This is a genomic window from Arthrobacter sp. B10-11, assembly GCF_033142195.1.
GTDB classification, from domain to species: domain Bacteria; phylum Actinomycetota; class Actinomycetes; order Actinomycetales; family Micrococcaceae; genus Arthrobacter; species Arthrobacter oryzae_C.
The window spans coordinates 49,796-70,460 of record NZ_JAWMTH010000008.1; the positions used below are offsets into that span (position 1 = coordinate 49,796).

The following is a 20,665-nucleotide window of genomic DNA, read 5'->3' on the forward strand; positions in this document are numbered from 1 at the left end:
CGTGCCTAGCAAGTTGAGTTGAGGGCTTCCTCGACGACGTCGATGAGTTCTTCCACGATGCCGTTGCCGGTGAAGCTGAAGGGCTGCGGCGGGTAGGCAAGGGCAACTGATGCCTGCCGGGTTCCGTCGGCACTGGACATCGTCAGGGTTCCGTAGCCGGCGGTGTCACCGGCGTGGCCGTAGTAGAAGTTGTTGGTGCAGGTATCGTTCCAGCGCTGGATGCCGAGGCCATAGCGGGCGTACAGCGGGGTCTGCATTTCCGTGACCATGGCCCGGGGGATCAGCCGGTCCTGGAGCAGTGCAGCGAAGAACGTGTTCAAGTCACCGACGCTGGACACCAGCCCGCCCGCAGGGTCATCCGCGTGAAGCGCAGGGTAGCTGACGTCCAGGCGCTCGCCGAAGCTGGTGACATAGCCGTGGACCAGCGCGGGAGGAGCCTGGCCGGGCCCGGTCATCCGGGTGGCGTCGAGGCCGAGCGGCTCAACCACCTCAGACCGCAGCACCTCGCCGACGGGCCGCCCCCGCAGCCTTTCCACGATCATGCCCAGCGCGATGTAGTTCGAGTTCGAGTATTCAAAACCCTGGGCCAGCCTCCCCTCCCAGCGCCGGGTTGCGGCCAGGGCCAGGAGTTCCCGGTGGGTCCGGCCCGTGGACAGCACCTCGGGCAGGCTGCCCTGCTGAAGGAGCGGGATGACGTAATCCGGCATTCCTGACTCGTGCTGCAGCAGCCGCCGGATCGTGACCGGCCCGGGCGGGTGCATGATGTCCTCAAATTCCGGCAAATGCTTGCTGACGGGGTCCTCTAGACCCAGCTTGCCTTCGGCGGCCAGTTTGAGGACAGACACCGCGACGAAGGATTTGGTCACGCTGGCAACATGCACGGGATCGCCGATCTCCACCGGCTCTGTGCCCTCCAGGCTCCTGACACCGGAAGCCCGGGACCATTCTTCACCCCGTACTTTGGCCTGCATCAGGACGGCAGGTGCGCCGTCGTCGAGCATTCCGTTGCCAAACTCTTCCAGCGCTGCCGCCAGCCGCGCCATGGAGGAGGGCTGCTCCGGCGGCTCCGGCGCCGCCGTGCAGCCGCTCAAAGCGGCGGCCAGCACGACGGCGGTTGCCGCAGCGGCCGTCCTGAACGGCAGTGCGCGAACCATGGCCACGAAACTCATGTTCCTCAGGGCCCGCGGTCCAGTCAATAGCGGCCGGGAGGTCTAGGTCAGCCGTACCTGGCGGTTCATGTCCTTGTACAACAGGTAGCGGAACTCGCCCGGGCCGCCCGCGTAGCAGGCCTGCGGGCAGAAAGCGCGCAGCCACATGAAGTCGCCGGCCTCCACCTCCACCCAGTCATTGTTGAGCAGGTACATGGCCTTGCCCTCAAGCACGTACAGGCCGTGTTCCATGACGTGGGTCTCCGGGAAGGGGATCACGCCGCCGGGCTGGAAGGTGACGATATTGACCTGCATGTCGTGCGCCAGGTCGCTGGAGTCCGTGAAACGGGTGGTCTTCCAGGCGCCGTCGGTGTCCGGCATGGAGGTCGGCTCCACGTCCTTTTCGTTGGTGACGAACGACTTCGCCTCGAAGCCCTCGAGGCGCTCGTACGCCTTGCGGATCCAGTGGAAGGAGACGATGTCGTCCGAGACGTTCTCCAGGCCCCACTCTGATCCGGCAGCAAGGTAGGCGTAGCCGCCTTCCTCGAGGTGGTGCAGTTCGCCGTCCAGGGTCAGGTTGACCTTGCCCGTGGTGACGAAGACGACGCCTTCAACGCCTGCCTCGAATTCGGCCTTGGGCGCCCCGCCGCCCGGGCCGATCTCAACGATCAGCTGCGAGAATGTGGTGGCGAAGCCGGAGATCGGCCTGGCAATGATCCAGGAGCGTGTGTTGGAGAATCCCGGCAGGTTGCTGGTCACGATGTCGGTCATGACGCCCTTGGGGATCACGGTGTAGGCCTCCGTGACGATGGCCCGTTCCGTGGTGAGCTGGGTCTGCGGCGGCAGGCCGCCCTGGGGGTAGTAGTACTTGCCCATCATGGGATCCTTACTTCGAAGTGGAGTGGGCCAGCCGCGGGTGGGCCAGTCCGGTCAGTTGGGGGATTCCGACGCCGGCAAGCGCCTGGACGTCTTCGGCGCCGACGGCTCCGCACTGGACGCCGCGCAGTACGAACGCGGCCAGCGCGCGCGCCGTGGCGGGCTCGTCCATGACCCCGCCCCCGGTGCGTTCCACGTAGTTGCGAAGCCGTGCCGCGGCGGCCGGCAGCCCCTGGCGGTAGAACGCGTACGTGGCCGAGAACCGGCTGGGCAGCTGGGCCGGGTGCAGGTCCCAGCCCTGGTAGTAGCCGCGCTCCAGGGAACGCCGCACCAGCCGGCCGTGCAGGCGCCAGGCGTCTTCCACGTTGTCGCCCACCGGGATGATGTTCGTGGAGCCGTCCGAAAGCCGGATGCCGGTTCCGGCCACTGCCAGCTGCATGACTTCCTTGGCGAAGTCCGCCACCGGGTGCTCCATGGACTGGTACTCCGCCGAGATCTGCAGCGAGGCGGAGTAGTCGTACGTGCCGTAGTGCAGGCCGCTGATCCGGCCCGGCACGGCGTGCGGCAGCTGTGCCACGGGGGACGTTCCTTCCGGGCCGAGGATAAGCTGCGGCGTCTCCACCTGCACCTCGAACCGCAGCCGGCCGGCAGGCAGCGAATGGGTTTCCTCCAGCCGGGAGACGGCGAAGTCCATGGCCTGCACCTGCGCCACGGTGGTGACCTTGGGCAGGGTGAGGATCAGGCCCTGCGGGAGTTCGCCCGCCGCGGCCAGGGCGGAGACGAACAGGTCCAGGGTGCGCAGGCCGCGGGCACGCGTGGCCGCCTCAAAGCACTTGAAGCGGATGCCGATGAACGGCGGAGCGCTGCCGGCCGCGACGGCGGCAGCCGCGGCGGAAGCGGCAGCGACAGCGGCGGCGTCCTCGGCGTCGTCGCCCCTGTCCCCGAACCCGTCCTCGAAGTCCAGGCGCAGGTCCTCGATCGGTTCGCTTTCCAGCTTCGCCTGGACCCGGACCGCCACGGCCTCGGCCAGTTCGGCGTCCTGGCCCAGCAGGTGGCCCAGCCGGGCCAGTCCGCCGTGGGCGTCCGCCGTCGCCAGCGCCTGCGTGCCCCACTCGGCAGAGAACGACGGCGTGAAGCGGTCCGCGGGTACATACACGGTATGCACGGGCTGGCGGGTGCCGTCGTCGCCCGGGTAGTTGCGCTCCAGGAGCCGGTCCGTGGCGGCAAGCTGGCGGTCGATGTTGGCGAGGTCCGCCGCGCTGAGGGAACCGGAGGGTACCGCCATGCCTCAGCCCACCAGTTCGTAGGCCGGCGTGGTGAGGAAGTCCGTGTAGTCCTCGGAAAGGCAGATGTCCGCGATCAGGTCGCTCGCCGGCCGGTAGTACTTTGCGAAGGATTCCTCTCCCACCTCGCCGCGGAGCTTTTCCGTTTCCTCGGCGAGGATGGTGCTGACCAGTTCACGCGTGACCGTGTTGCCGGTGTCGGCCAGGACCACCTTGTTGCGGATCTGCTGCCAGACTTGCGAACGCGAGATCTCGGCCGTCGCGGCGTCCTCCATCAGGTTGTGGATGGCCACCGCGCCGTTGCCGGAGATCCACACGGCCGTGTAGGCGACCGCAACATAGAGGTTCAGGCGCAGCCCGGCCTCCGTGACCGTGCCGTCGGCCGAGGCGATGTCCAGCAGCTGGTCCGCCGTGACGCTGACCTCGGGACGCTGCCTGTCCAGCTGGTTGGGCCGCTCGCCGAGGACGGAATCAAACACTTCCTTGCACACCGGCACCAGGTCCGGGTGGGCCACCCATGAACCGTCGAAGCCGTCGTTCGCTTCACGCGTCTTGTCCGCCCGGACTTTCTCGAAGGCCTGGGCGGTGACCTCGGGCTGCTTGCGGTTGGGGATGACTGCGGCCATGCCGCCCATGGCAAAAGCGCCACGGTGGTGGCAGGTCTTGACGAGCAGCTCGGTGTAGGCGCGCATGAACGGTGCCGTCATGGCCACGGTGGCGCGGTCCGGCAGCACAAAGTCCGCTCCCGCGTCGCGGAAGTACTTGATGATGCTGAACAGGTAGTCCCAGCGCCCGGCGTTTAGTCCGGCGGCGTGGTCGCGGAGCTCGTAGAGGATCTCGTCCATCTCGAACGCCGCGGGGATGGTCTCAATGAGCACGGTGGCCTTGATGGTGCCTTGCGGAATGCCCAGGAAATCCTGGGCGAAGACGAACACATCGTTCCAGAGGCGGGCCTCCAGGTGGCTCTCCATCTTGGGCAGGTAGTAGTACGGGCCGTGGCCGTTGAGGAGGAGCTGTTTGGCGGTATGGAAGAAGTGCAGGCCGAAATCCACCAGCGCACCGACGGTGTGTTCGCCGTCGAGCAGGAGGTGGCGTTCGTCCATGTGCCAGCCGCGGGGCCGGGCCACGACGACGGCGAGCGGGGCATCCGTGCGGAGCCGGTATTCCTTGCCCTCCGGGGAGGTGTAGCTCAGGGTTCCGGCTGCGGCGTCGCGGAGGTTCAGGATCGCGTCGATGACGTTGGCCCAGGTGGGCGTGCTGGCGTCCTCAAGGTCCGCCAGCCACACCTTGGCACCCGAGTTGAGCGCGTTGATGGCCATCTTGGCCGGCGAGGCCGGGCCGGTCATTTCCACCCGGCGGTCCTGCAGCGCGGCAGGCGCCGGCGCAACCTTCCAGTCGCCCTCGCGGACATCCTTGGTTTCGGGCAGGAAATCGAGCTTTCCGGTCCGTGCCACCTGCTCGCGCTTGGCCACGCGGGCTTTGAGGAGTTCGGTGCGGGTGCCCGCAAACCGCTTGTGGAGCTCCTCCACGAAGGCCAGGGCCTTCGGGGTGAGGATTTCCTCTGCTCGTGCAATCGGCTGCGGGTCTGTGACTGAGAGAGCCATTGTCCGGGTCCTTTCTGGGCTGCGAATCAGGCGTTGGCGGGTTCTAGGGTTGCACTGGCTGCGTTTGCGGCGGCGTGCGCGGCACGGGCGGCGTGCGCTGCGTTGGCTACAGCCGTAGCCACGTCCGCCGCAACGTGCGGGTCGAAGACGCTGGGGATGATGTAGCTGGCGTTGAGCTCGTCGTCGGCCACGCGGTTGGCGATGGCTTCGGCCGCGGCCACAAGCATGTCCGGCGTGATGTCCGACGCTCCGGCATCCAGCAGGCCGCGGAAGAACCCGGGGAATGCCAGGACGTTGTTGATCTGGTTGGGGAAGTCGCTGCGCCCCGTAGCCACCACTGCCGCATGCTTTGACGCTACCACCGGGTCGATTTCAGGTGTGGGGTTGGCCATGGCGAACACGATCGCGTCCGGGGCCATCGCGGCAACCTGCTCCTCGCCGATCACGTGCGGTGCGCTGACGCCGATGAACACGTCAGCGCCGACAAGTGCCTCGTGCAGGGTTCCGGAGAAGCCGTCCTCGTTGGTGTTGGCGGCAATCCAGGTGCGGTGTTCGTCGCCGTATTCCGCGCCGGAGTGGATGGCGCCGGAGCGTCCCGCGGCGATGATGTGCCGGGCACCCTGGGCCTTGAGGAGCTGGATGATGGCCGAGCCTGCGGCGCCGACGCCGGAGACCACGATCTTGACCTCGGCGAGCTGCTTGCCCACCACGCGCAGGGCGTTGACCAGGGCGGCCAGGGTGACGATGGCCGTGCCGTGCTGGTCGTCGTGGAAGACCGGGATGTCGAGTTCCTCGCGGAGCCGGTTTTCGATTTCGAAGCACCGCGGGGCCGCGATGTCCTCGAGGTTCACGCCGCCGTACACCGGCGCCAGGGCCTTGACGATCTTGATGATTTCCTCAGTGTCCTGGGTGTCCAGGCAGACCGGCCAGGCGTCCACGTTGGCGAACTGCTTGAAGAGGGCTGCCTTTCCTTCCATGACGGGGAGTGCCGCGGCCGGGCCGATGTTGCCCAGGCCCAGGACGGCGGAGCCGTCGGTGACGACGGCGATCGTGTTCCGCTTGACCGTCAGGTTGCGGGCCGCTGAGGGGTCCTCCGCAATGGCGAGGCAGACGCGGGCGACGCCGGGGGTGTAGGCGCGGGAGAGGTCGTCGCGGTTGCGGAGGGCAACCTTCGGGACCACTTCGAGCTTGCCTCCGAGGTGCATGAGGAACGTGCGGTCGGAGACGTGCTGGACCGTGACGCCGTCGAGCGCGTTCAGGGCGTCCTTGACGCGGGCGGCGTGTTCGTCGTCGGTGGTGTTGCAGGTGACGTCCACCACCAGGGTTTCGTGGTGGGACTCGGTGACGTCCAGGGCGGTGATGGCTGCTCCGGCGGCTCCGACGGCGGCGGCCAGCTCGCTTGTCGCGGTGAAGCTGGACGGCGCTTCCACGCGCAGGGTGATCGAATTTCCGGGGCTCGGGTTCGCCATTGAATGTTCCTCCTGGTCGGGCCCGGGACGCGCAGCGCCTCCGGACGTGGTGCTCAATCAAATGTTTTCGTATTATGGATATTATTATCTACTTTGTGGAAACACAAGCCCTGGTTGAACATCGACGGAGAACGATGCGTGCTGTATCTTGGGTCTTCTAAGCAATTTTTTTCACGATGTGGATAAGAGTTGTCGGAATCAATACCGCAGGAGACCACGGTTATGGCTGAAAAAGCCCCGGGAGGCGTGCAGTCCGTTGAGCGCGTCTTCGAACTTTTGGAACTGATCACTGATGCCGGCGGAGACGTCACGCTCAGCGAGCTCTCATCCTCCACCGATCTGCCGCTTCCCACCATCCACCGCCTGCTGCGCACCCTGGTCACGCTGGGCTACATCCGCCAGCTGCCCAACCGGCGCTATGCCCTCGGCCCGCGGCTCATCCGGCTTGGCGAAGGCGCCAACAAGCAGCTCGGCGCACTGGCCCGGCCGCAGCTCAAATCCCTCGTGGACCGGCTGGGGGAGACGTCCAACATGGCCGTGCTGGACTCGGACATGGTCATCTACGTGGCCCAGGTGCCGTCCCTGCATTCCATGCGCATGTTCACCGAGGTGGGCCGCCGCGCGCACACCCATGCCACCGGCGTCGGCAAGGCGATCCTGGCGCAGCTGGATGACGAGACCGTCCGCGGGATCGTCCAGCGCAGCGGCATGCCCACGCCGACGCCCAAGAGCATCGGGGACATCGATTCCCTCCTGCTTGACCTGAAGCTGATCCGGGAACGCGGCTACTCCATCGACGAGGAAGAGCAGGAGATCGGCGTCCGCTGCTTCGCGATGGCCGTCCCCAACGCGCCGACGCCCACCGCCATCTCGGTGTCCGGGCCGGTGTCCCGCGTGGACCAGTCCTTCGCCGAACGCGCCATCCCGCTCCTGCGCGAAGCAGCCCAGGCAATCTCCGACGAGCTCAACCAAAGCTGACCTCCCGCCGTCGAACTCGCGGCCGTGCGTCCAGCGCGAACGGACAGTTAAGCCCCCTCCTCCCAGCGCGAACGGACACTTGCGGGCCGTTTTCCTGACGGAAGTGGGCCGCAAGTGTCCGTTCGCGCCCAGACAACGTGAGGGTTCAGGGTTCGACGGCGGCGGCTGCTACAGCGGGCGGCTGTCGCTGAGCGTCCCGTCGCTGACTGTGCCGCCCCCGGCGGCGGGTTCGAGCGAGATCATCGGGGACCGGCGCTCCAGGGCACGGAAGACGACGAAGCCGAGCGCGCAGCCGAGGAACCAGCTGTAGTTGCCGATCCAGGCGGCGTTCACCGCCGTGGCGCCGGTGTCCAGCAGCATTTTGGGGATCAGCACGGAGGCGATGGAGATGGCGCCGCTGATGGCCACGGCCTTGACGGCGTTCGGGTTGTAGCCGTTCCGGAACCAGTACCGGCCGGTTGACTTCATCGTGTACATGTCGTCCACCCACACTTTCTGGCGGCTCACCACGTAGTACCCGGCGATCAGGATGCCGAACAGCGGGCCGATCAAGGCGCCCAGGACGCCGAGGGTGTAGTGGATGGCGTCGTTGTTGGAGTACCAGTTCCACGGGGTCAGGATGACGGAGCCGACGGCGGCAATCATGCCGCCTGCGCGCCAGCTGATTTTCTGCGGGCTGACGTTGGAGAAGTCGAACGCCGGTGAGATGAAGTTGGCCACGATGTTAATGCCCACGGTGGCGATGACGAAGGTGAGCCCGCCCAGCAGCACGGCGAACACCGTGTCGATTTCCTGGACGGTCTTCACCGGATCCGTGATGAGGCGGCCGAACACGGGAATGGTGGCGGAGGCCGTGATGACTGTCAGGAGCGAGAAGAACAGGAAGTTCACCGGCAGGCCCAGGAAGTTGCCCTTCTTAACGGCCTTGTAGCTTTTGCCGTAGCGGGCGAAGTCGCCGAAGTTGAGCATCGGGCCGGAGAAGTAGGACACCACCAGGGCGATGGCGGAGATCATGACGGGGATGGAGGCCGCGAAGTCCAGGGGCGGCCCGCTGGACAGGTTCAGGCTGATGTTGCCGATGCCCGCTTTGGAGACGAGGTAGATCGCGAGGATCAGCATAACCACGTACACAGCGGGGCCGGCGAAGTCGATGAACTTGCGGATGCTTTCCATGCCGTTCCAGAAGAGGGCGGCCTGGGCCACCCAGAGGATGCCGTAGCAGATCCAGCCCAGGGCGGAGAGGCCCAGGAAGTCGTTCTGTTCGACGTCGTACAGCGGTGCCATGCCGGGGAAGAACTTGAGGAAGACGATGACCAGGGCCTCGGAGGCGAGGAACGTCTGGACGCCGTACCAGGCCACTGCGATGAGCCCGCGGATGATTGCCGGGATGTTGGCGCCCTTGACTCCGAAGACGGCCCGGTTGATGACACGCCTTCAATTAGATGGAACCAATGTTTCAAAGCTGTTTCCGGCGCAACAAATCCTGTTTACTTCGCTGCGACCTACTTCGCCTCGATCTCGCCGAGGGTGTCAAACATGCCCGTGACCTCGCGGACCCGGTCGCGGCCCCTGCGTCCCAGTGCGATAAGTACGCCGTTGGCCAGGACGCTGACCAGGCTCATGGCCGCGGCGTAGCTGTCAAAAGCGTGGGTACCGTCCACCGGGCACTCGAGCCACAGGGTGGCGTCGGCGGCCAGCCGGCGTGCGCTCGGATCACCGATCAGAATGACCGTGGCCCCGGTGGCCGATGCGGCCTGGAGGATCTTGCGGAACCCGGCGGGCCGCCGTCGGAAGCCGAACAGAACCGCCGCGTCCGCGGGTCCCAGTCCGGCCAGTTCTTCGCCCAGGCTCTGGCCCGGCTGCGGCGCCAGGGAAACGCCCGGGCGGCACTGGAGGAGTTGCTGCCGGAAGTGCAGCGCCACGGGATAGCTGTTGCGGAACCCGAGCAGCAGCACCGTTCCGGCGCCGGCGAGTTTGTCGCCGGCTTCCGACAGCTTGTCCTCATCGAGCGATTCAGCCAGCCGGCGCAGGTTTTCCTGCTCCTGCGCCAGGTGGGCGGCCAGGCCGCCGTCGGACGACTGCGGACCCAGCGGCATGCCGCTGGAACGGATGGACCGGGTGTGTTCCTTGACCTCGTTGAAATCCTCGAAGCCGAGCCGCCGGAACAGCCGGCTCATGGTCGCTTTGGAAACACCGCTCAGGCGGGCCAACTCGGCGGCGTTGTAGACTGCGAGGTCGCCGAGGCGGTCCAGGAGCGTATCTGCGGCCTTCTGCTCCTGGGGGCTGAGCTCCGCATACTGCCGTTCGATTCGTTCATCGATCCTCATGAAACAACCGTCTCACAGCCCAGGCCAAGCGCGAACGGACAGTTGCGGCCCTTCGGAAAGGGGCCGCAACTGTCCGCTCGCGCTTTTGTGCCGGTATGCGGGCTTAGTGGTCAGACTTCGACGACGACTCCACCGGGACTTCCTTGCCGTCGCAGTCGATCAGCTTGCCGTCTTCGAAGCGGTCGCCGTGGGCCAGGCACTTGAGGTCCTCTTCACGGACAACGCGGCCCGTGCCGGCCACGAACACCGACTGGTTCTCGGAGTTGCCGGCCTTGAGGTGGTTGAAGAGCAGGTTCAGCAGGATGGCCATGACGGCGGCCGAGCTGATGCCCGAGTGGAAGATGGTGCCGAACCAGGACGGGAAGTTGTCATAGAACGCGGGCGCAGCGATCGGGATCATGCCGAAGCCGATGGACGCCGCCACGATGATCAGGTTCATGTTGTTCTTGTACTCCACTTTGGCCAGTGTCCGGATGCCGCTGGCGGCAACAGTTCCAAAGAGTACGACGCCGGCACCGCCCAGGACGGGAGTCGGCACCGCTGCGACCACCCGGCCAAGAACCGGAAGCAGGCCCAGGATCACCAGGATGAGGCCGCCGGCGCTGACCACGAAGCGGCTCTTGACGCCCGTGATGGCAACCAGGCCCACGTTCTGGGCGAACGCGCTCTGGGTGAAGGAGTTGAACAGGGGTGAGATGGCGCTGGAGAGCATGTCGGCCCGCAGGCCGTCGCCGATGCGCTTGGAGTCAACCTTGGTGCCCACGATCTCGCCCACGGCAATGATGTCGGCGGAGGTCTCGGTGAGCGTCACCAGGATGACGATCAGCATGGAGATGATCGCGGCAATCTCGAAGGTGGGCGGACCGAACGCGAACGGGGTGGGGAACGCGACGATCTCGCCCTGGCCCACCTTGGAGAAATCGGCCATGCCGAAGACGAACGCAATCAGCGTGCCGAGCACCATGGCCAGCAGGATCGAAAGCCGGGAGATTGCGGCGTTGCCCACCTTGCTCAGGAGCAGCACGATCGCCATGGTGGCTGCGGCCAGGCCGATGTTGGCCATGCTGCCGTAGTTCGGTGCCTTGCTGTTGCCGCCCATGGCCCAGTTGGCCGCGACCGGCATCAGGGTGAGGCCGATGGTGGTGATGACGGTACCGGTGACCACCGGCGGGAAGAAGCGGATGATCTTGGAAAACAGCGGGGTGATGAGCAGGCCGATCAAGGAAGCTGCGATGACCGAGCCGAAGACCGCCTGGATTCCGCCGCCGCCGTGGACAATCGCCACCATGGTGGAAACCCCGGCGAAGGAGACGCCCTGGACCAGCGGCAGCTTGGACCCGAAGAATGGAATGCCGATGGTCTGCAGGATGGTGGCCAGGCCGCCGACGAAGAGGCAGGCTGCAATCAGCAGGCCGATGTCCTGCGACGACATTCCGGCGGCTGCGCCGATGATCAGCGGCGGGGCGATGATGCCGCCGTACATGGTGAGGACGTGCTGGAAGCCGTAGGCGAAGGTGCTTCCGAGGGGCAGCCGCTGGTCTTCGGGGCGGTCGGACTGCTTGCGGCCGGTGGCGGCCGATGCAGCAGCCGTTTTCTTCTTGGTGTTCATGGCAGACTTTCTTGGTGTTCATGGCAGACGTCTTTGTCTGGCTAACGGTGTCTGGCTAACAGTTGTGGGTCGATAGGTGTGCTTGTACCGGAGTTTTTGTCCAGATAATGGGCGTTTGAGCGTGCCCAAGCCTCGATATCTGGACAAAAACTCCGGGCGGGGCGGGCGGGCGGGGTGTGGCTGGGGCCCGCTACTGGCCGTTTAGCAGAAGCCGGCGATGCCGGACCAGGCGATGTCTGCCGGGGCGGCGTCCTCGCGCTGGACCGTGGCCTCGATCAGGCCGTACGGGCGGTCTGCGGCAAAGAAGACCTCGTTGGGGTTGTCGAGGCCGAACGGCGAGAGGTCCACCAGGAAGTGGTGCTTGTTGGGCATCGAGAACTTGATCTCGTCGATCTCGCTGTGCGCTTCCAGGACCTTGGCGCCCATGTCGAACAGGGTCTGCTGCAGGGCGTGCGAGTACTTCTCGGTGAAGCCCTCCAGCAGCAGGCTCTTGACGTCTTCGTAGCTCTTGTTGAAGTCGAGCGAGGTGAAGTCCGTGTTGGCGTTGAAGCGCCAGCGTGCGGAGACATCCGTGGCCAGGATGCGGTCCGTGGTTTCCGGCAGGGTGGTGTACTTGTCACGCGGGTAGCCGACGAAGCCGGACTGGGTGGACTTGAGGACGGTAAGGTCCTTAAGGCCCGAGATGAGGTGCGTTGCCGCGCCGTCGCGGACCAGCACCGCAGTGCGGACTTCCTGGCCTTTGCGCACGAAGGAATGGTCGTGCTCGGCGCCGTGCGCCTGGATCCGGTCCCAGCTGTAGGACTCGGCTTCCCAGCGGCCCCCGGTGACCCAGTCGAAGCTGGACGTGAAGTGCTCGCCCAGCCGCAGGAGGAAGGCCTCCGGGGAGCCGACGCCTTCCCGGGCAAACGCGTAGATGGTGTTCTTCTGCGTGTCCGTGGCCACGACGTGGCTGTTGTCGCCTTCGAGGTGGGCGGCGGCGAAGTCACCGCGGAGCTGCGAGGTGACGTTCAGGTCTTCGATCTCGTGGCGGTCGGTGTCGCGGGTGATCTTGACGACCCGGACTTCGGCCTTGCCGTACTGGTTCTGGCCGAGGATGATTTTGCTGCTCATGGTCTGTTCCCAACTTCCGTGATGTGGAACCAAGGTTCCATCATTGAAATTAAGCGCGTGTTACACACGCGTTTCTGATGGAGCCGACCCAACAAAAAAAGAGCCGGCATCCAATGACGCCAGCTCATTACGACCCTGCCTGCTGCTCCCAGGTTACGTGACCTACGCCACGAGTTGTTTTAAAGCGTAGCCGAGCTTCGCCGTGGTGTACATCACTTGTTGAAAAATCCGACTGTGACCGGAGGTCTTCTGAACCATTGACGAACAGTCAGGCCGGGCTCTACGCTATTTCACATAGCAAAAGTTATTTTCCATTTTGCGGAATCTTGAGAGCGTGACCAACCACCTCGGAGGAGGATCAGATGTACCAGCAGGACACAACGCCGGTTGCACCGGCACAAACGGCGGCACCTTCAGTCCAGGAGTTCTACCTCCCCCTCGGAGGCGGAACGGATCCGGACTTCTACCTGCCCGCAGACCGGGAGCACGTCCCGGGCCGTTTCTCGCGCTGGGTCCACGGCCTGCCGGGCTTCGGCGGCCAACGTTCGTCGCGAGGCTGACGACGCGCATCTGCGCTGACGACACGCAAAAGGCCTGCCGACACCGGAATCCTGGTGTCGCCAGGCCTTTTGTGTGTCGACGGGCACTCTGCGTGTCCCCGGGATCAGGACCCCGGACGCCCCGGCCACTCCTTGCCGGCCCACGGGTCATAGTCGGCGAGCAGCTCCTCCTGCGGCGGACGCTCCGCTTCGGGGATGTGCTGCAGGTTCACGCGTACCCGGTACCAGAGTGAGCTCGATCCGCGCATTCCGTCGACGAGCACATCGGCGGGGTGCAGGGCCGGGACCAGGTCCGCATGCCGGGTCTTCCACTCCTCGAGCGCCGCCAGCGCCTCTGGCTTGGTCCTGGTGCGGGCCACCTCGATGAGCGGCATCACTGACTGCCGGCGGCCGGAGCCGTCACCGCTGCGCGGCGGTTTCTCGGCGGGTCCGAGGTCGGCCGCCAGTGCGAGGAGTCCGTCGAGGGAGCCCGCCGCGTCGTCGATCCCGGTGTGGGGGTCGCCCACCTCCGCGAAGCGCGAGGGCACCGTCAGTACCGTGAACTGTTCCGGCCGGGTGGAGCGGACCTCGTCCCAGGCCAGGGGCGTCGAGACCCGGGCATCGGGCAGGGGCCGGATCGAATACGCCGAGGCCACGGTGCGGTCCTTGGCGTTCTGGTTGAAGTCGACAAACACACTCTCGCCGCGCTCCTCCTTCCACCACCGCGCCGTGGCGAGGCCGGGGGCGCGGTTCTCCACCTCGCGGGCCAGGGTCTCTGCGGCCAGCCGCACGTCGCGGTATGACCACTGCGGCGCGATGCGCACCAGGATGTGGAGCCCGCGCGACCCGCTGGTCTTCGGCCACCCCACCAGTCCGACGTCGTCGAGCACCTCCCGCGCGACATAGGCGACGTCGACGATCTGGGACCAGTCGACCCCCGGCATCGGATCGAGGTCCACCCGGAGCTCGTCGGGATGCTCGAGGTCCTCGGCGCGCACGGGGTGCGGGTTGAGGTCGAGGCAGCCAAGGTTCACCACCCACGCCAGGCCGGCGGCGTCCCGGATGACGGCCTCTTCGGCCGACGTACCGGACGCGTAGTGCAGTGTTGCTGTGTCGATGAAGCCGGGGTGGTTTTCGGGCACGCGTTTCTGGAAGAACGGCTCGGCGTCGATGCCCTTCGGGAAGCGTTTGAGCACCATCGGCCGGCCGCCGGCGCCGCGCAGTGCGCCGTCCGCCACCGCGAGGTAGTAGCGCACCAGGTCCAGCTTCGTCAGGCCGGGCTCGGGGAACACCACCTTGTCCGGACTCGAGATGCGAACCTCGGTGCCGTCAATGGTGAGGATCTCGGCCGGGGCCTTCGACGGGCTCATTCCGCCACGCTAGCAACGATCGGTTACCGCGGCATAGCCCCGCGGCCCTAGCCGTTCACCAGCTTCCGGGCCGCAGCCGAATGCTCCGCGATGAGACCGGCAACGTCCAGCCCCGGAATCTGTCCGTCCACCACCCGCCACTGCCCGCCCACCATCACCCGGTCGGCCCGGTCCGCTCCGCACAGCAGGAGCGCGGCGAGGGGATCATGGCTGCCCGAGAACCGCAGCTCGTCCAGCCTGAACAGCGCCAGGTCAGCCTGCATCCCTGGTGCCAGCTGGCCAAGGTCGGAGCGGCCAAGCACGGCCGCCGACCCCCGCGTCGCCCAGCCCAGCGCCCGTTCCACCGGCACCTGCGCGCCATAGCGCAGGCGCTGCAGGTACAGCGCCTGCCGCGCCTCCAGGATCATGTTCGAGGCATCGTTCGACGCCGACCCGTCCACTCCCAGCCCCACGGGCACTCCCGCGTCTTCCAATTCGAGCACGCGGGCGGTGCCCGAAGCCAGCCGCATGTTGGACGTGGGGCAATGCGCGACGGCGGTGCCCGCGGCTCCCAGCGCGGCGATCTCGGCGTCGCTGAAGTGGATGCCGTGGCCCAGCCAGGTCCGGTTGCCCAGCCATCCCACGCTGTCCAGGTATTCCACCGTGCGCAGCCCGAACATTTCGCGGCAGAAGTCCTCCTCGTCCAGGGTTTCGGCGAGGTGCGTGTGCAGCCGGACGTCATGCCTGTCAGCCAAAACAGCGCTTTCGGCCATGATCTCCGTGGTCACCGAAAACGGCGAACACGGTGCCAGCGCGATCTGGATGACGGCGCCGTCGCCCCGCTCGTGGTACTCGCGGATCAGCCGTTCGCTGTCCGCCAGGATCACGTCCGGCGGCTGGACGGTGGACTGCGGCGGCAGCCCGCCGTCGTCCTGTCCGAGCGTCATGGAACCGCGGGTCAGCGTGGCGCGCATACCCAGTTCCCGCACTGCCCGGACCTCGATGTCGATGGCGTCCTCCATGCCTGCCGGGAAGAGGTAGTGGTGGTCCGCCGCGGTGGTGCAGCCGGAAAGCAGCAGTTCCGCGAGGGCAACCGTGGTGGCCAGCTCCAGGTCCCGCGGCGTGAGCCGGGCCCAGACGGGGTACAGGTTCTGCAGCCACGGGAACAACGGGGCGTTGGCCACCGGACCCCAGGCGCGCGTGAGCGTCTGGTAGAAGTGGTGGTGGGTGTTGATCAGGCCGGGCAGCAGGACGTGGCTGCCGGCGTCGAACGTTTCCCGGCAGGGTGCGGAGGGCAGCTGGCCGGCGGCGAGCACTTCCGTGATGACGCCGCCGCTCACCACGATTCCGCCGGCGGCGTCCAGCGCATTAGCGGTGAAAGCCGCGAGTGGATTACGGATCCAGAGCCGGGAATCGGCAGGGTGGTTGGTCATGGGGCGGGCTCCTGTCTGAGCGTGCAGAGGAAATGCCAGCTCAGTGAGGGCCTGTCTGCTGATCCAGGCGTCCCCGCGGAGGAAAGGTGCGCCGCCGGGTGGGCATCAGCGTAAGGCGCCAGGAAGTGCCGCGTCAACGCACCGTTTGTGACCGTCCGCATGGACCGCAGGGAATCAGTCAAATTTCACATCTCGAAATTAACTTTCCGAAAATCTATGGCGCAGCTCACGTTCCGGTGCTAATCTCGATCTTGCCAAAGGCGGGCCCCCGGACTCCGGGGAAGCTATCTACCAGGCGCAACTTAACCTTCAAAAGCACATGCTGAAGCCTGGTAACCGTCGCAACTGGCCCTTTCGTCCCACCTCGGCGTACCGGCTTCCCAGCAAAGGGAGTCGCATCATGAGTACCACCGTCACGGCCCAGGAATTCCTGGCCAGATCCATCGAGTTGGCCACTGCCAACGTCCTCAACAGCGGCGGTCCGTTCGGTGCCGTCATTGTCACGGCAGACGGACAAGCGTTCGACGGCGTCAACCGCGTCACCGCCACCAACGATCCCACTGCCCACGCCGAAGTCACGGCCATCCGCCGCGCCTGCAGCGAACTCGGCACCTTCGACCTCACCGGCGCCACCCTCTACACCAGCTGCGAGCCGTGCCCCATGTGCCTGGCCTCGGCGCTGTGGGCTCGGGTGGAGCGCGTGGTGTTCGCGGCGGACCGGCACGACGCCGCCTCCGTGGGCTTCGACGACGCCGTGTTCTACGAGTACTTCGAAAACGACCAGCGTGATGCGCTCATGCCTGTGGCCAGGCTGGACCTCGAGGACCCCCAGGCGCCGCCCGTCCTCGAACCGTTCACCACCTGGAACACGCTTGAATCCAGGATTGACTACTAGGGCCGGTGGCTGAGATGACAATCCTGGACACCACCTCCGAAGGGCATCCGCAGCACGGCGGGCAACAGCAGCCGGCAGCCCCCCAGCGCCCGAAGCCGTCGAATGCTTTCCTGGACCGCTTCTTCGAGATCACCAAGCGCGGCTCCACCGTGGCCCGCGAAGTGCGCGGCGGCCTGGTCACCTTCTTCACCATGGCATACATCGTTATCCTGAATCCGCTGATCCTGGGCGGCTTCAGCGCGGACAATGCCCCCACCGACGTTGCCGGGGGCTGGCTGTCCGCCGCGCAGGTGGGTGCGGTCACCGGCCTCACCGCCGGCGTCATGACCATCCTGTTCGGCCTGATCGCCAACCTGCCGTTCGGGCTGGCCGCGGGCCTGGGCATCAACTCCTTCCTGGCCGTGGCCGTGATCCAGGAAGTCACCTGGGCCGAGGCCATGGGCCTGGTGGTCATCAACGGCATCCTGATCGTCCTCTTCGGCGTCACCGGTGCCCGGACAGCCATCTTCCGGGCCGTGCCCAAGGAGCTCAAGGCCGCCATTACGGTGGGCATCGGCCTGTTCATCGCCTTCATCGGATTCGTTGACTCGGGCTTTGTCCGGGCCACGACGGCGGGGCCTCCGGTCCAGCTGGGCGACAACGGGTCCATCACCTCGGTTCCCACCCTGGTGTTCATCGTGGGCCTGCTGGTCATGGGCATCCTCGTGGCCCGCAAGGTCCAGGGCGGCCTGCTGATCGGCATCGTTGCCACCACCGTGCTGGCGGCAGTGGTGGAGGCGGTCATGAAGATCGGGCCCGGCAGCGCAAGCAACCCCGGCGGCTGGCACCTGAACACGCCGGTCCTCTCCGGCCAGCTTGTCTCCGCCCCGGACCTGTCCCTGGTGGGGCAATTCGACCTCTTCGGCTCCTTCGGCCGGATCGGCGCCCTGGCTGCGGTGATGCTGGTGTTCACCCTGGTGTTCACCAACTTCTTTGACGCCATGGGCACCATGACCGGCCTGGCCAAGAGCGCCGGCGTGGCGCACAAGGACGGCACGTTCCCGCGGCTGAAGTCGGCCTTCATCGTCGAAGGCCTGGGAGCCGTGGCCGGCGGCGCCACCTCCGGTTCATCCAACACTGTGTACATCGATTCCGCGGCGGGCATCGGGGAAGGCGCCCGCACGGGCCTGGCCTCCGTGGTCACCGGCGTGCTGTTCCTGGGTTCGATGTTCCTGACCCCGCTCACCTCCGTGGTGCCGCTCGAAGTCGCGGCAGCCGCCCTGGTGGTGGTGGGCGCCATGATGATGGCCCAGATCCGCGAGATCAAGTTCAGCAAGTTCTCCGTGGCGCTGCCGGCGTTCCTGACCATCGTCACCATGCCGCTGAGCTACTCCATTGCCAACGGCATCGGCGTTGGTTTCATCTCCTGGGCGGTCATCAGTGCCTGCTCGGGGAAGATCCGGAAGGTGCACCCGCTGATGTGGGTGGTCACGGCCGGCTTCCTGGTGTATTTCGCCCGCGGTCCCATCAACGCGCTGCTGGGCGCGTAGGGACCCGGGCGAAGGAACACCCTTAGACCGGACCGGGGCAGGCAGATGGGGCCGGCCCCGGTCCACCAGACCGCTGATCGACTCAGCTGCGACGAAAAAACTGCAATGAAACAGACGCAGGCGCCACAACCGCCGGTGCTTCCCCCGGCGCAGGATAGGAACGAGAATATGGACACCATCGCCGCACAGGAAAAGGGAGTGCAGCAATGTTGGATCTGATGCCTTCACTGAAGGAATGGCAGCCCGCCGTCTCCGGCAGGCGCTGCGCCGTGGCCACGGTGGTGGGTGCCGGCGGATCCGTGCCGAGGCCGCTGGGCACCTCCATGCTGGTGTCCGAATCCGGCGAGGTCCTGGGGAGCCTGTCCGGCGGCTGCGTTGAAGGCGCCGTCGTGGAGGCGGCGCTGGAGGCAATGCACGACGGCGGCATGCGCCGTGAGTTTTTCGGCTACAGCACCGAGGACGCGTTCGCCGTCGGGCTCACCTGCGGCGGGGAGCTGGAGGTCCATATCGAGCCGCTCGGCACAGCGCCCGGGGGGCTCCGGCTGGAGAACCTGCGAACCCTTGCCGGGAATGGAGCTGCCAGCGCCCTCGCACTGATCCGGCGGGTTGACGCCCACGGGGGCGGCGCCGTCGTGATTCCGGACCCGGCAACGTTTCTCCCCGGGCAATCAGCGGAACTGGCAGTACTTCTGGGCCTGCATGGCGCCAACGGGCCGGAAGCCCGCCGGCTGCTGCGGGCTGCCGCTGCCCAGCTGGAACCGCTGCTGCGCGGCGGCCGGACCGGCCTTGTCCGGCTCGCCCCGCCGGAGGGCTGCCTTTCCGATGCGGAATCAGGCGCCGGTGCCGGAGCCCGCCCGGGCACGGACGCCGGCCTGCCAGGAAACGCGGCCATCAGTCCGGAGCCCATCACCCTGCTCGTGGAGAGCCGGCTGCCACCGGCCCGGCTGCTGATCTTCGGTGCCAACGACTTCGGTGCCGCCCTGCTGCCAGCCGCCCAGCTGCTGGGGTACCACGTGACCCTGTGCGACGCCCGGCCGGCCTTCGCGGGCCAGGCACGGTTCGCCGGCGCGGACCAGGTGGTCACCGCCTGGCCGCACCGCTACCTGGCCGAGGAAGCCGCGGCCGGGCGGATCGACACCCGGACCGTGGCCTGCGTCCTGACCCATGACCCCAAGTTCGACATCCCCCTGCTGCAGGCGGCCCTCGGCCTGGACCTGGCCTATGTGGGCGCGATGGGCTCCCGGCGCAGCCACCGGCAGCGGGTCGATTCCCTGCTTGCCGCGGGAGTCAGCGCCGAGGACCTGATCCGGTTGCATTCGCCCATCGGGCTGGACCTCGGCGCCGTCACACCGGCCGAGGTGGCCGTGTCCATCACGGCCGAACTCGTGGCCGCCCGCAACCGCCGCGCAGGCTCCTCCGTGCAGGCAGCGTCCCTGAAGGACGGTGCCGGCCCCATCCACGGCACCGGCCCTCTTCACGGCACCTTTTCCAACGCCACCACCCCGCAACACCAGGAGACCCCATGGACATGAACACCATCGAGGCCGTGGTCCGCACCGAGGACCCGGCCGAATGGCGCGACGGGGATGCCTGGCTCGCCGGCGGAACGGTCCTCTTCTCCTACGGCAGCCTCGCCTTCGGAAAAGAACCGCTTCGGCGGCTGCTGGACCTCGGCGCCGCCGGCTGGCCCGCCGTCACAATGACCGATGACGGCATCGAGCTTGCAGCAACCTGCACCGTCGCGGAGCTCTATGCGCTGCCTGCCTCCGACACTCTGGCGGAACACGCAGCCGCCTGGCCGGCCCTGGACCTCATCCGGCCCTGCTGCGACTCCTTCGTGGCGTCTTTCAAGGTGTGGAACATGTCCACCGTGGGCGGCAACCTCTGCACCTCCCTGCCCGCCGGTCCCATGATTTCGCTCTGCGCCGCGCTCGACGCCGGGGCCACCATCCACGGTCCCGGCGGCTCCCGCCGCACCGTGCCGGTGGCCGATTTCGTCACGGGGGACGGCAAAAACTGCCTGGTCCCCGGTGAACTCCTGCGCAGCATCCACCTCCCGGCGTCGGCGCTCGCATCCCGCGTGGCGTTCCGCAGGCTGTCCCTCAGCAACCTGGGACGGTCGGGAGTACTGCTGATCGGAAGGCTCGACGCCGACGGCACCCTGGTCCTCACCGTCACCGCCGCCACCCGGCGCCCCGTGCAACTGCGCTTTCCGGCACCGGCGGAGGATGCCGGGCCCGGCGCGGATGCCCGGCCCGGCGCCCCGACGTCGGCGGCTGCCCTCGTTGAGGCACTCGACGCCGCCATTCCGGCCGAGCTCTATCACGACGACATCCACGGCCTGCCCGCGTGGCGGAAAGACATGACGTACCGGCTGGCGGAGGAAATCAGGGCCGAACTGGCAGCCCCTGCCGGGGTTCCGCCCGCCCGCGTCTCCGGGGACTTCTGGCCGCCGCAGCGCAACGCACAGCACACAGCTTCACCGCAGGCTTCGCCTCAGCAGGAAGGGGCCTGAG

17 protein-coding genes are annotated in these 20,665 nt (G+C 66.9%); 6 read left to right on the forward strand and 11 right to left on the reverse strand.

What is annotated here, in order from left to right; translation table 11 throughout:
- Positions 1 to 5 precede the first annotated feature (5 nt).
- From RW112_RS20030 to RW112_RS20050, 5 genes are read right to left on the reverse strand one after another with little or no spacing between them, the layout of a single operon-like run.
- Positions 6 to 1,169, reverse strand: a complete 1,164-nt coding sequence (locus RW112_RS20030) for a serine hydrolase domain-containing protein (protein WP_317783439.1) — start codon at positions 1,167 to 1,169, stop codon at positions 6 to 8.
- A 42-nt stretch (positions 1,170 to 1,211) separates the two neighbouring features.
- Positions 1,212 to 2,024, reverse strand: a complete 813-nt coding sequence (locus RW112_RS20035) for a bifunctional allantoicase/(S)-ureidoglycine aminohydrolase (protein ID WP_305943477.1) — start codon at positions 2,022 to 2,024, stop codon at positions 1,212 to 1,214.
- A 10-nt stretch (positions 2,025 to 2,034) separates the two neighbouring features.
- Positions 2,035 to 3,309 (reverse strand): DUF6986 family protein, encoded by a 1,275-nt coding sequence (locus RW112_RS20040; RefSeq protein WP_317783440.1) that lies wholly within the window; start codon positions 3,307 to 3,309, stop codon positions 2,035 to 2,037.
- A 3-nt stretch (positions 3,310 to 3,312) separates the two neighbouring features.
- Positions 3,313 to 4,911: a malate synthase A gene (aceB, locus tag RW112_RS20045; protein WP_317783441.1), complete on the reverse strand. Its 1,599-nt coding sequence runs from the start codon at positions 4,909 to 4,911 to the stop codon at positions 3,313 to 3,315.
- Positions 4,912 to 4,937: 26 nt separating this feature from the next.
- On the reverse strand, positions 4,938 to 6,380 hold the full coding sequence (locus tag RW112_RS20050) for an NAD-dependent malic enzyme (RefSeq protein WP_317783442.1): 1,443 nt from the start codon (positions 6,378 to 6,380) through the stop codon (positions 4,938 to 4,940).
- A gap of 222 nt (positions 6,381 to 6,602) precedes the next feature.
- Here RW112_RS20050 and RW112_RS20055 point away from each other — a divergent pair, with 222 nt between their 5' ends.
- On the forward strand, positions 6,603 to 7,358 hold the full coding sequence (locus tag RW112_RS20055; RefSeq protein ID WP_317783443.1) for an IclR family transcriptional regulator: 756 nt from the start codon (positions 6,603 to 6,605) through the stop codon (positions 7,356 to 7,358).
- Between the two features lie 168 nt (positions 7,359 to 7,526).
- Here RW112_RS20055 and RW112_RS20060 read toward each other — a convergent pair whose 3' ends face one another.
- The 4 genes from RW112_RS20060 to pucL all read right to left on the reverse strand — a co-directional run bounded on the left by RW112_RS20060 (position 7,527) and on the right by pucL (position 12,404).
- The gene (locus tag RW112_RS20060; RefSeq protein WP_317783483.1) at positions 7,527 to 8,783 is read right to left on the reverse strand and encodes an NCS1 family nucleobase:cation symporter-1; all 1,257 of its coding nucleotides are present in this window, start codon (positions 8,781 to 8,783) and stop codon (positions 7,527 to 7,529) included.
- Positions 8,784 to 8,860: 77 nt separating this feature from the next.
- Complete coding sequence (locus RW112_RS20065) at positions 8,861 to 9,685, reverse strand: MurR/RpiR family transcriptional regulator (RefSeq protein WP_317783444.1); 825 nt, start codon at positions 9,683 to 9,685, stop codon at positions 8,861 to 8,863.
- A gap of 103 nt (positions 9,686 to 9,788) precedes the next feature.
- The gene (locus tag RW112_RS20070; protein ID WP_317783445.1) at positions 9,789 to 11,294 is read right to left on the reverse strand and encodes a nucleobase:cation symporter-2 family protein; all 1,506 of its coding nucleotides are present in this window, start codon (positions 11,292 to 11,294) and stop codon (positions 9,789 to 9,791) included.
- Between the two features lie 201 nt (positions 11,295 to 11,495).
- Positions 11,496 to 12,404: a factor-independent urate hydroxylase gene (pucL, locus tag RW112_RS20075; protein ID WP_317783446.1), complete on the reverse strand. Its 909-nt coding sequence runs from the start codon at positions 12,402 to 12,404 to the stop codon at positions 11,496 to 11,498.
- Between the two features lie 362 nt (positions 12,405 to 12,766).
- On the opposite strand from pucL, the gene RW112_RS20080 reads away from it, so the two are divergent.
- Positions 12,767 to 12,964, forward strand: a complete 198-nt coding sequence (locus RW112_RS20080; RefSeq protein ID WP_305942221.1) for a hypothetical protein — start codon at positions 12,767 to 12,769, stop codon at positions 12,962 to 12,964.
- Between the two features lie 104 nt (positions 12,965 to 13,068).
- Here RW112_RS20080 and ligD read toward each other — a convergent pair whose 3' ends face one another.
- The gene (ligD, locus tag RW112_RS20085; RefSeq protein WP_317783447.1) at positions 13,069 to 14,313 is read right to left on the reverse strand and encodes a non-homologous end-joining DNA ligase; all 1,245 of its coding nucleotides are present in this window, start codon (positions 14,311 to 14,313) and stop codon (positions 13,069 to 13,071) included.
- A 47-nt stretch (positions 14,314 to 14,360) separates the two neighbouring features.
- On the reverse strand, positions 14,361 to 15,725 hold the full coding sequence (locus tag RW112_RS20090; RefSeq protein ID WP_317783448.1) for an 8-oxoguanine deaminase: 1,365 nt from the start codon (positions 15,723 to 15,725) through the stop codon (positions 14,361 to 14,363).
- Positions 15,726 to 16,125: 400 nt separating this feature from the next.
- Between RW112_RS20090 and RW112_RS20095 the strand changes: the two genes are divergently transcribed.
- The 4 genes from RW112_RS20095 (at position 16,126) to RW112_RS20110 (ending at position 20,664) form a co-directional block, all read left to right on the forward strand.
- Entirely contained in the window at positions 16,126 to 16,620 is a 495-nt protein-coding gene (locus RW112_RS20095; RefSeq protein WP_317783449.1) for a nucleoside deaminase, read from the forward strand.
- Positions 16,621 to 16,634: 14 nt separating this feature from the next.
- Positions 16,635 to 18,149 carry an NCS2 family permease gene (locus RW112_RS20100; protein ID WP_317783484.1) on the forward strand — a complete coding sequence of 505 codons (1,515 nt, stop codon included), beginning with the start codon at positions 16,635 to 16,637 and terminating at the stop codon, positions 18,147 to 18,149.
- Positions 18,150 to 18,355: 206 nt separating this feature from the next.
- Positions 18,356 to 19,681, forward strand: a complete 1,326-nt coding sequence (locus RW112_RS20105) for an XdhC family protein (RefSeq protein WP_317783450.1) — start codon at positions 18,356 to 18,358, stop codon at positions 19,679 to 19,681.
- Positions 19,672 to 20,664, forward strand: a complete 993-nt coding sequence (locus tag RW112_RS20110) for an FAD binding domain-containing protein (protein WP_317783451.1) — start codon at positions 19,672 to 19,674, stop codon at positions 20,662 to 20,664. The genes RW112_RS20105 and RW112_RS20110 overlap by 10 nt, the downstream gene beginning before the upstream one ends.
- Position 20,665 lies beyond the last annotated feature (1 nt).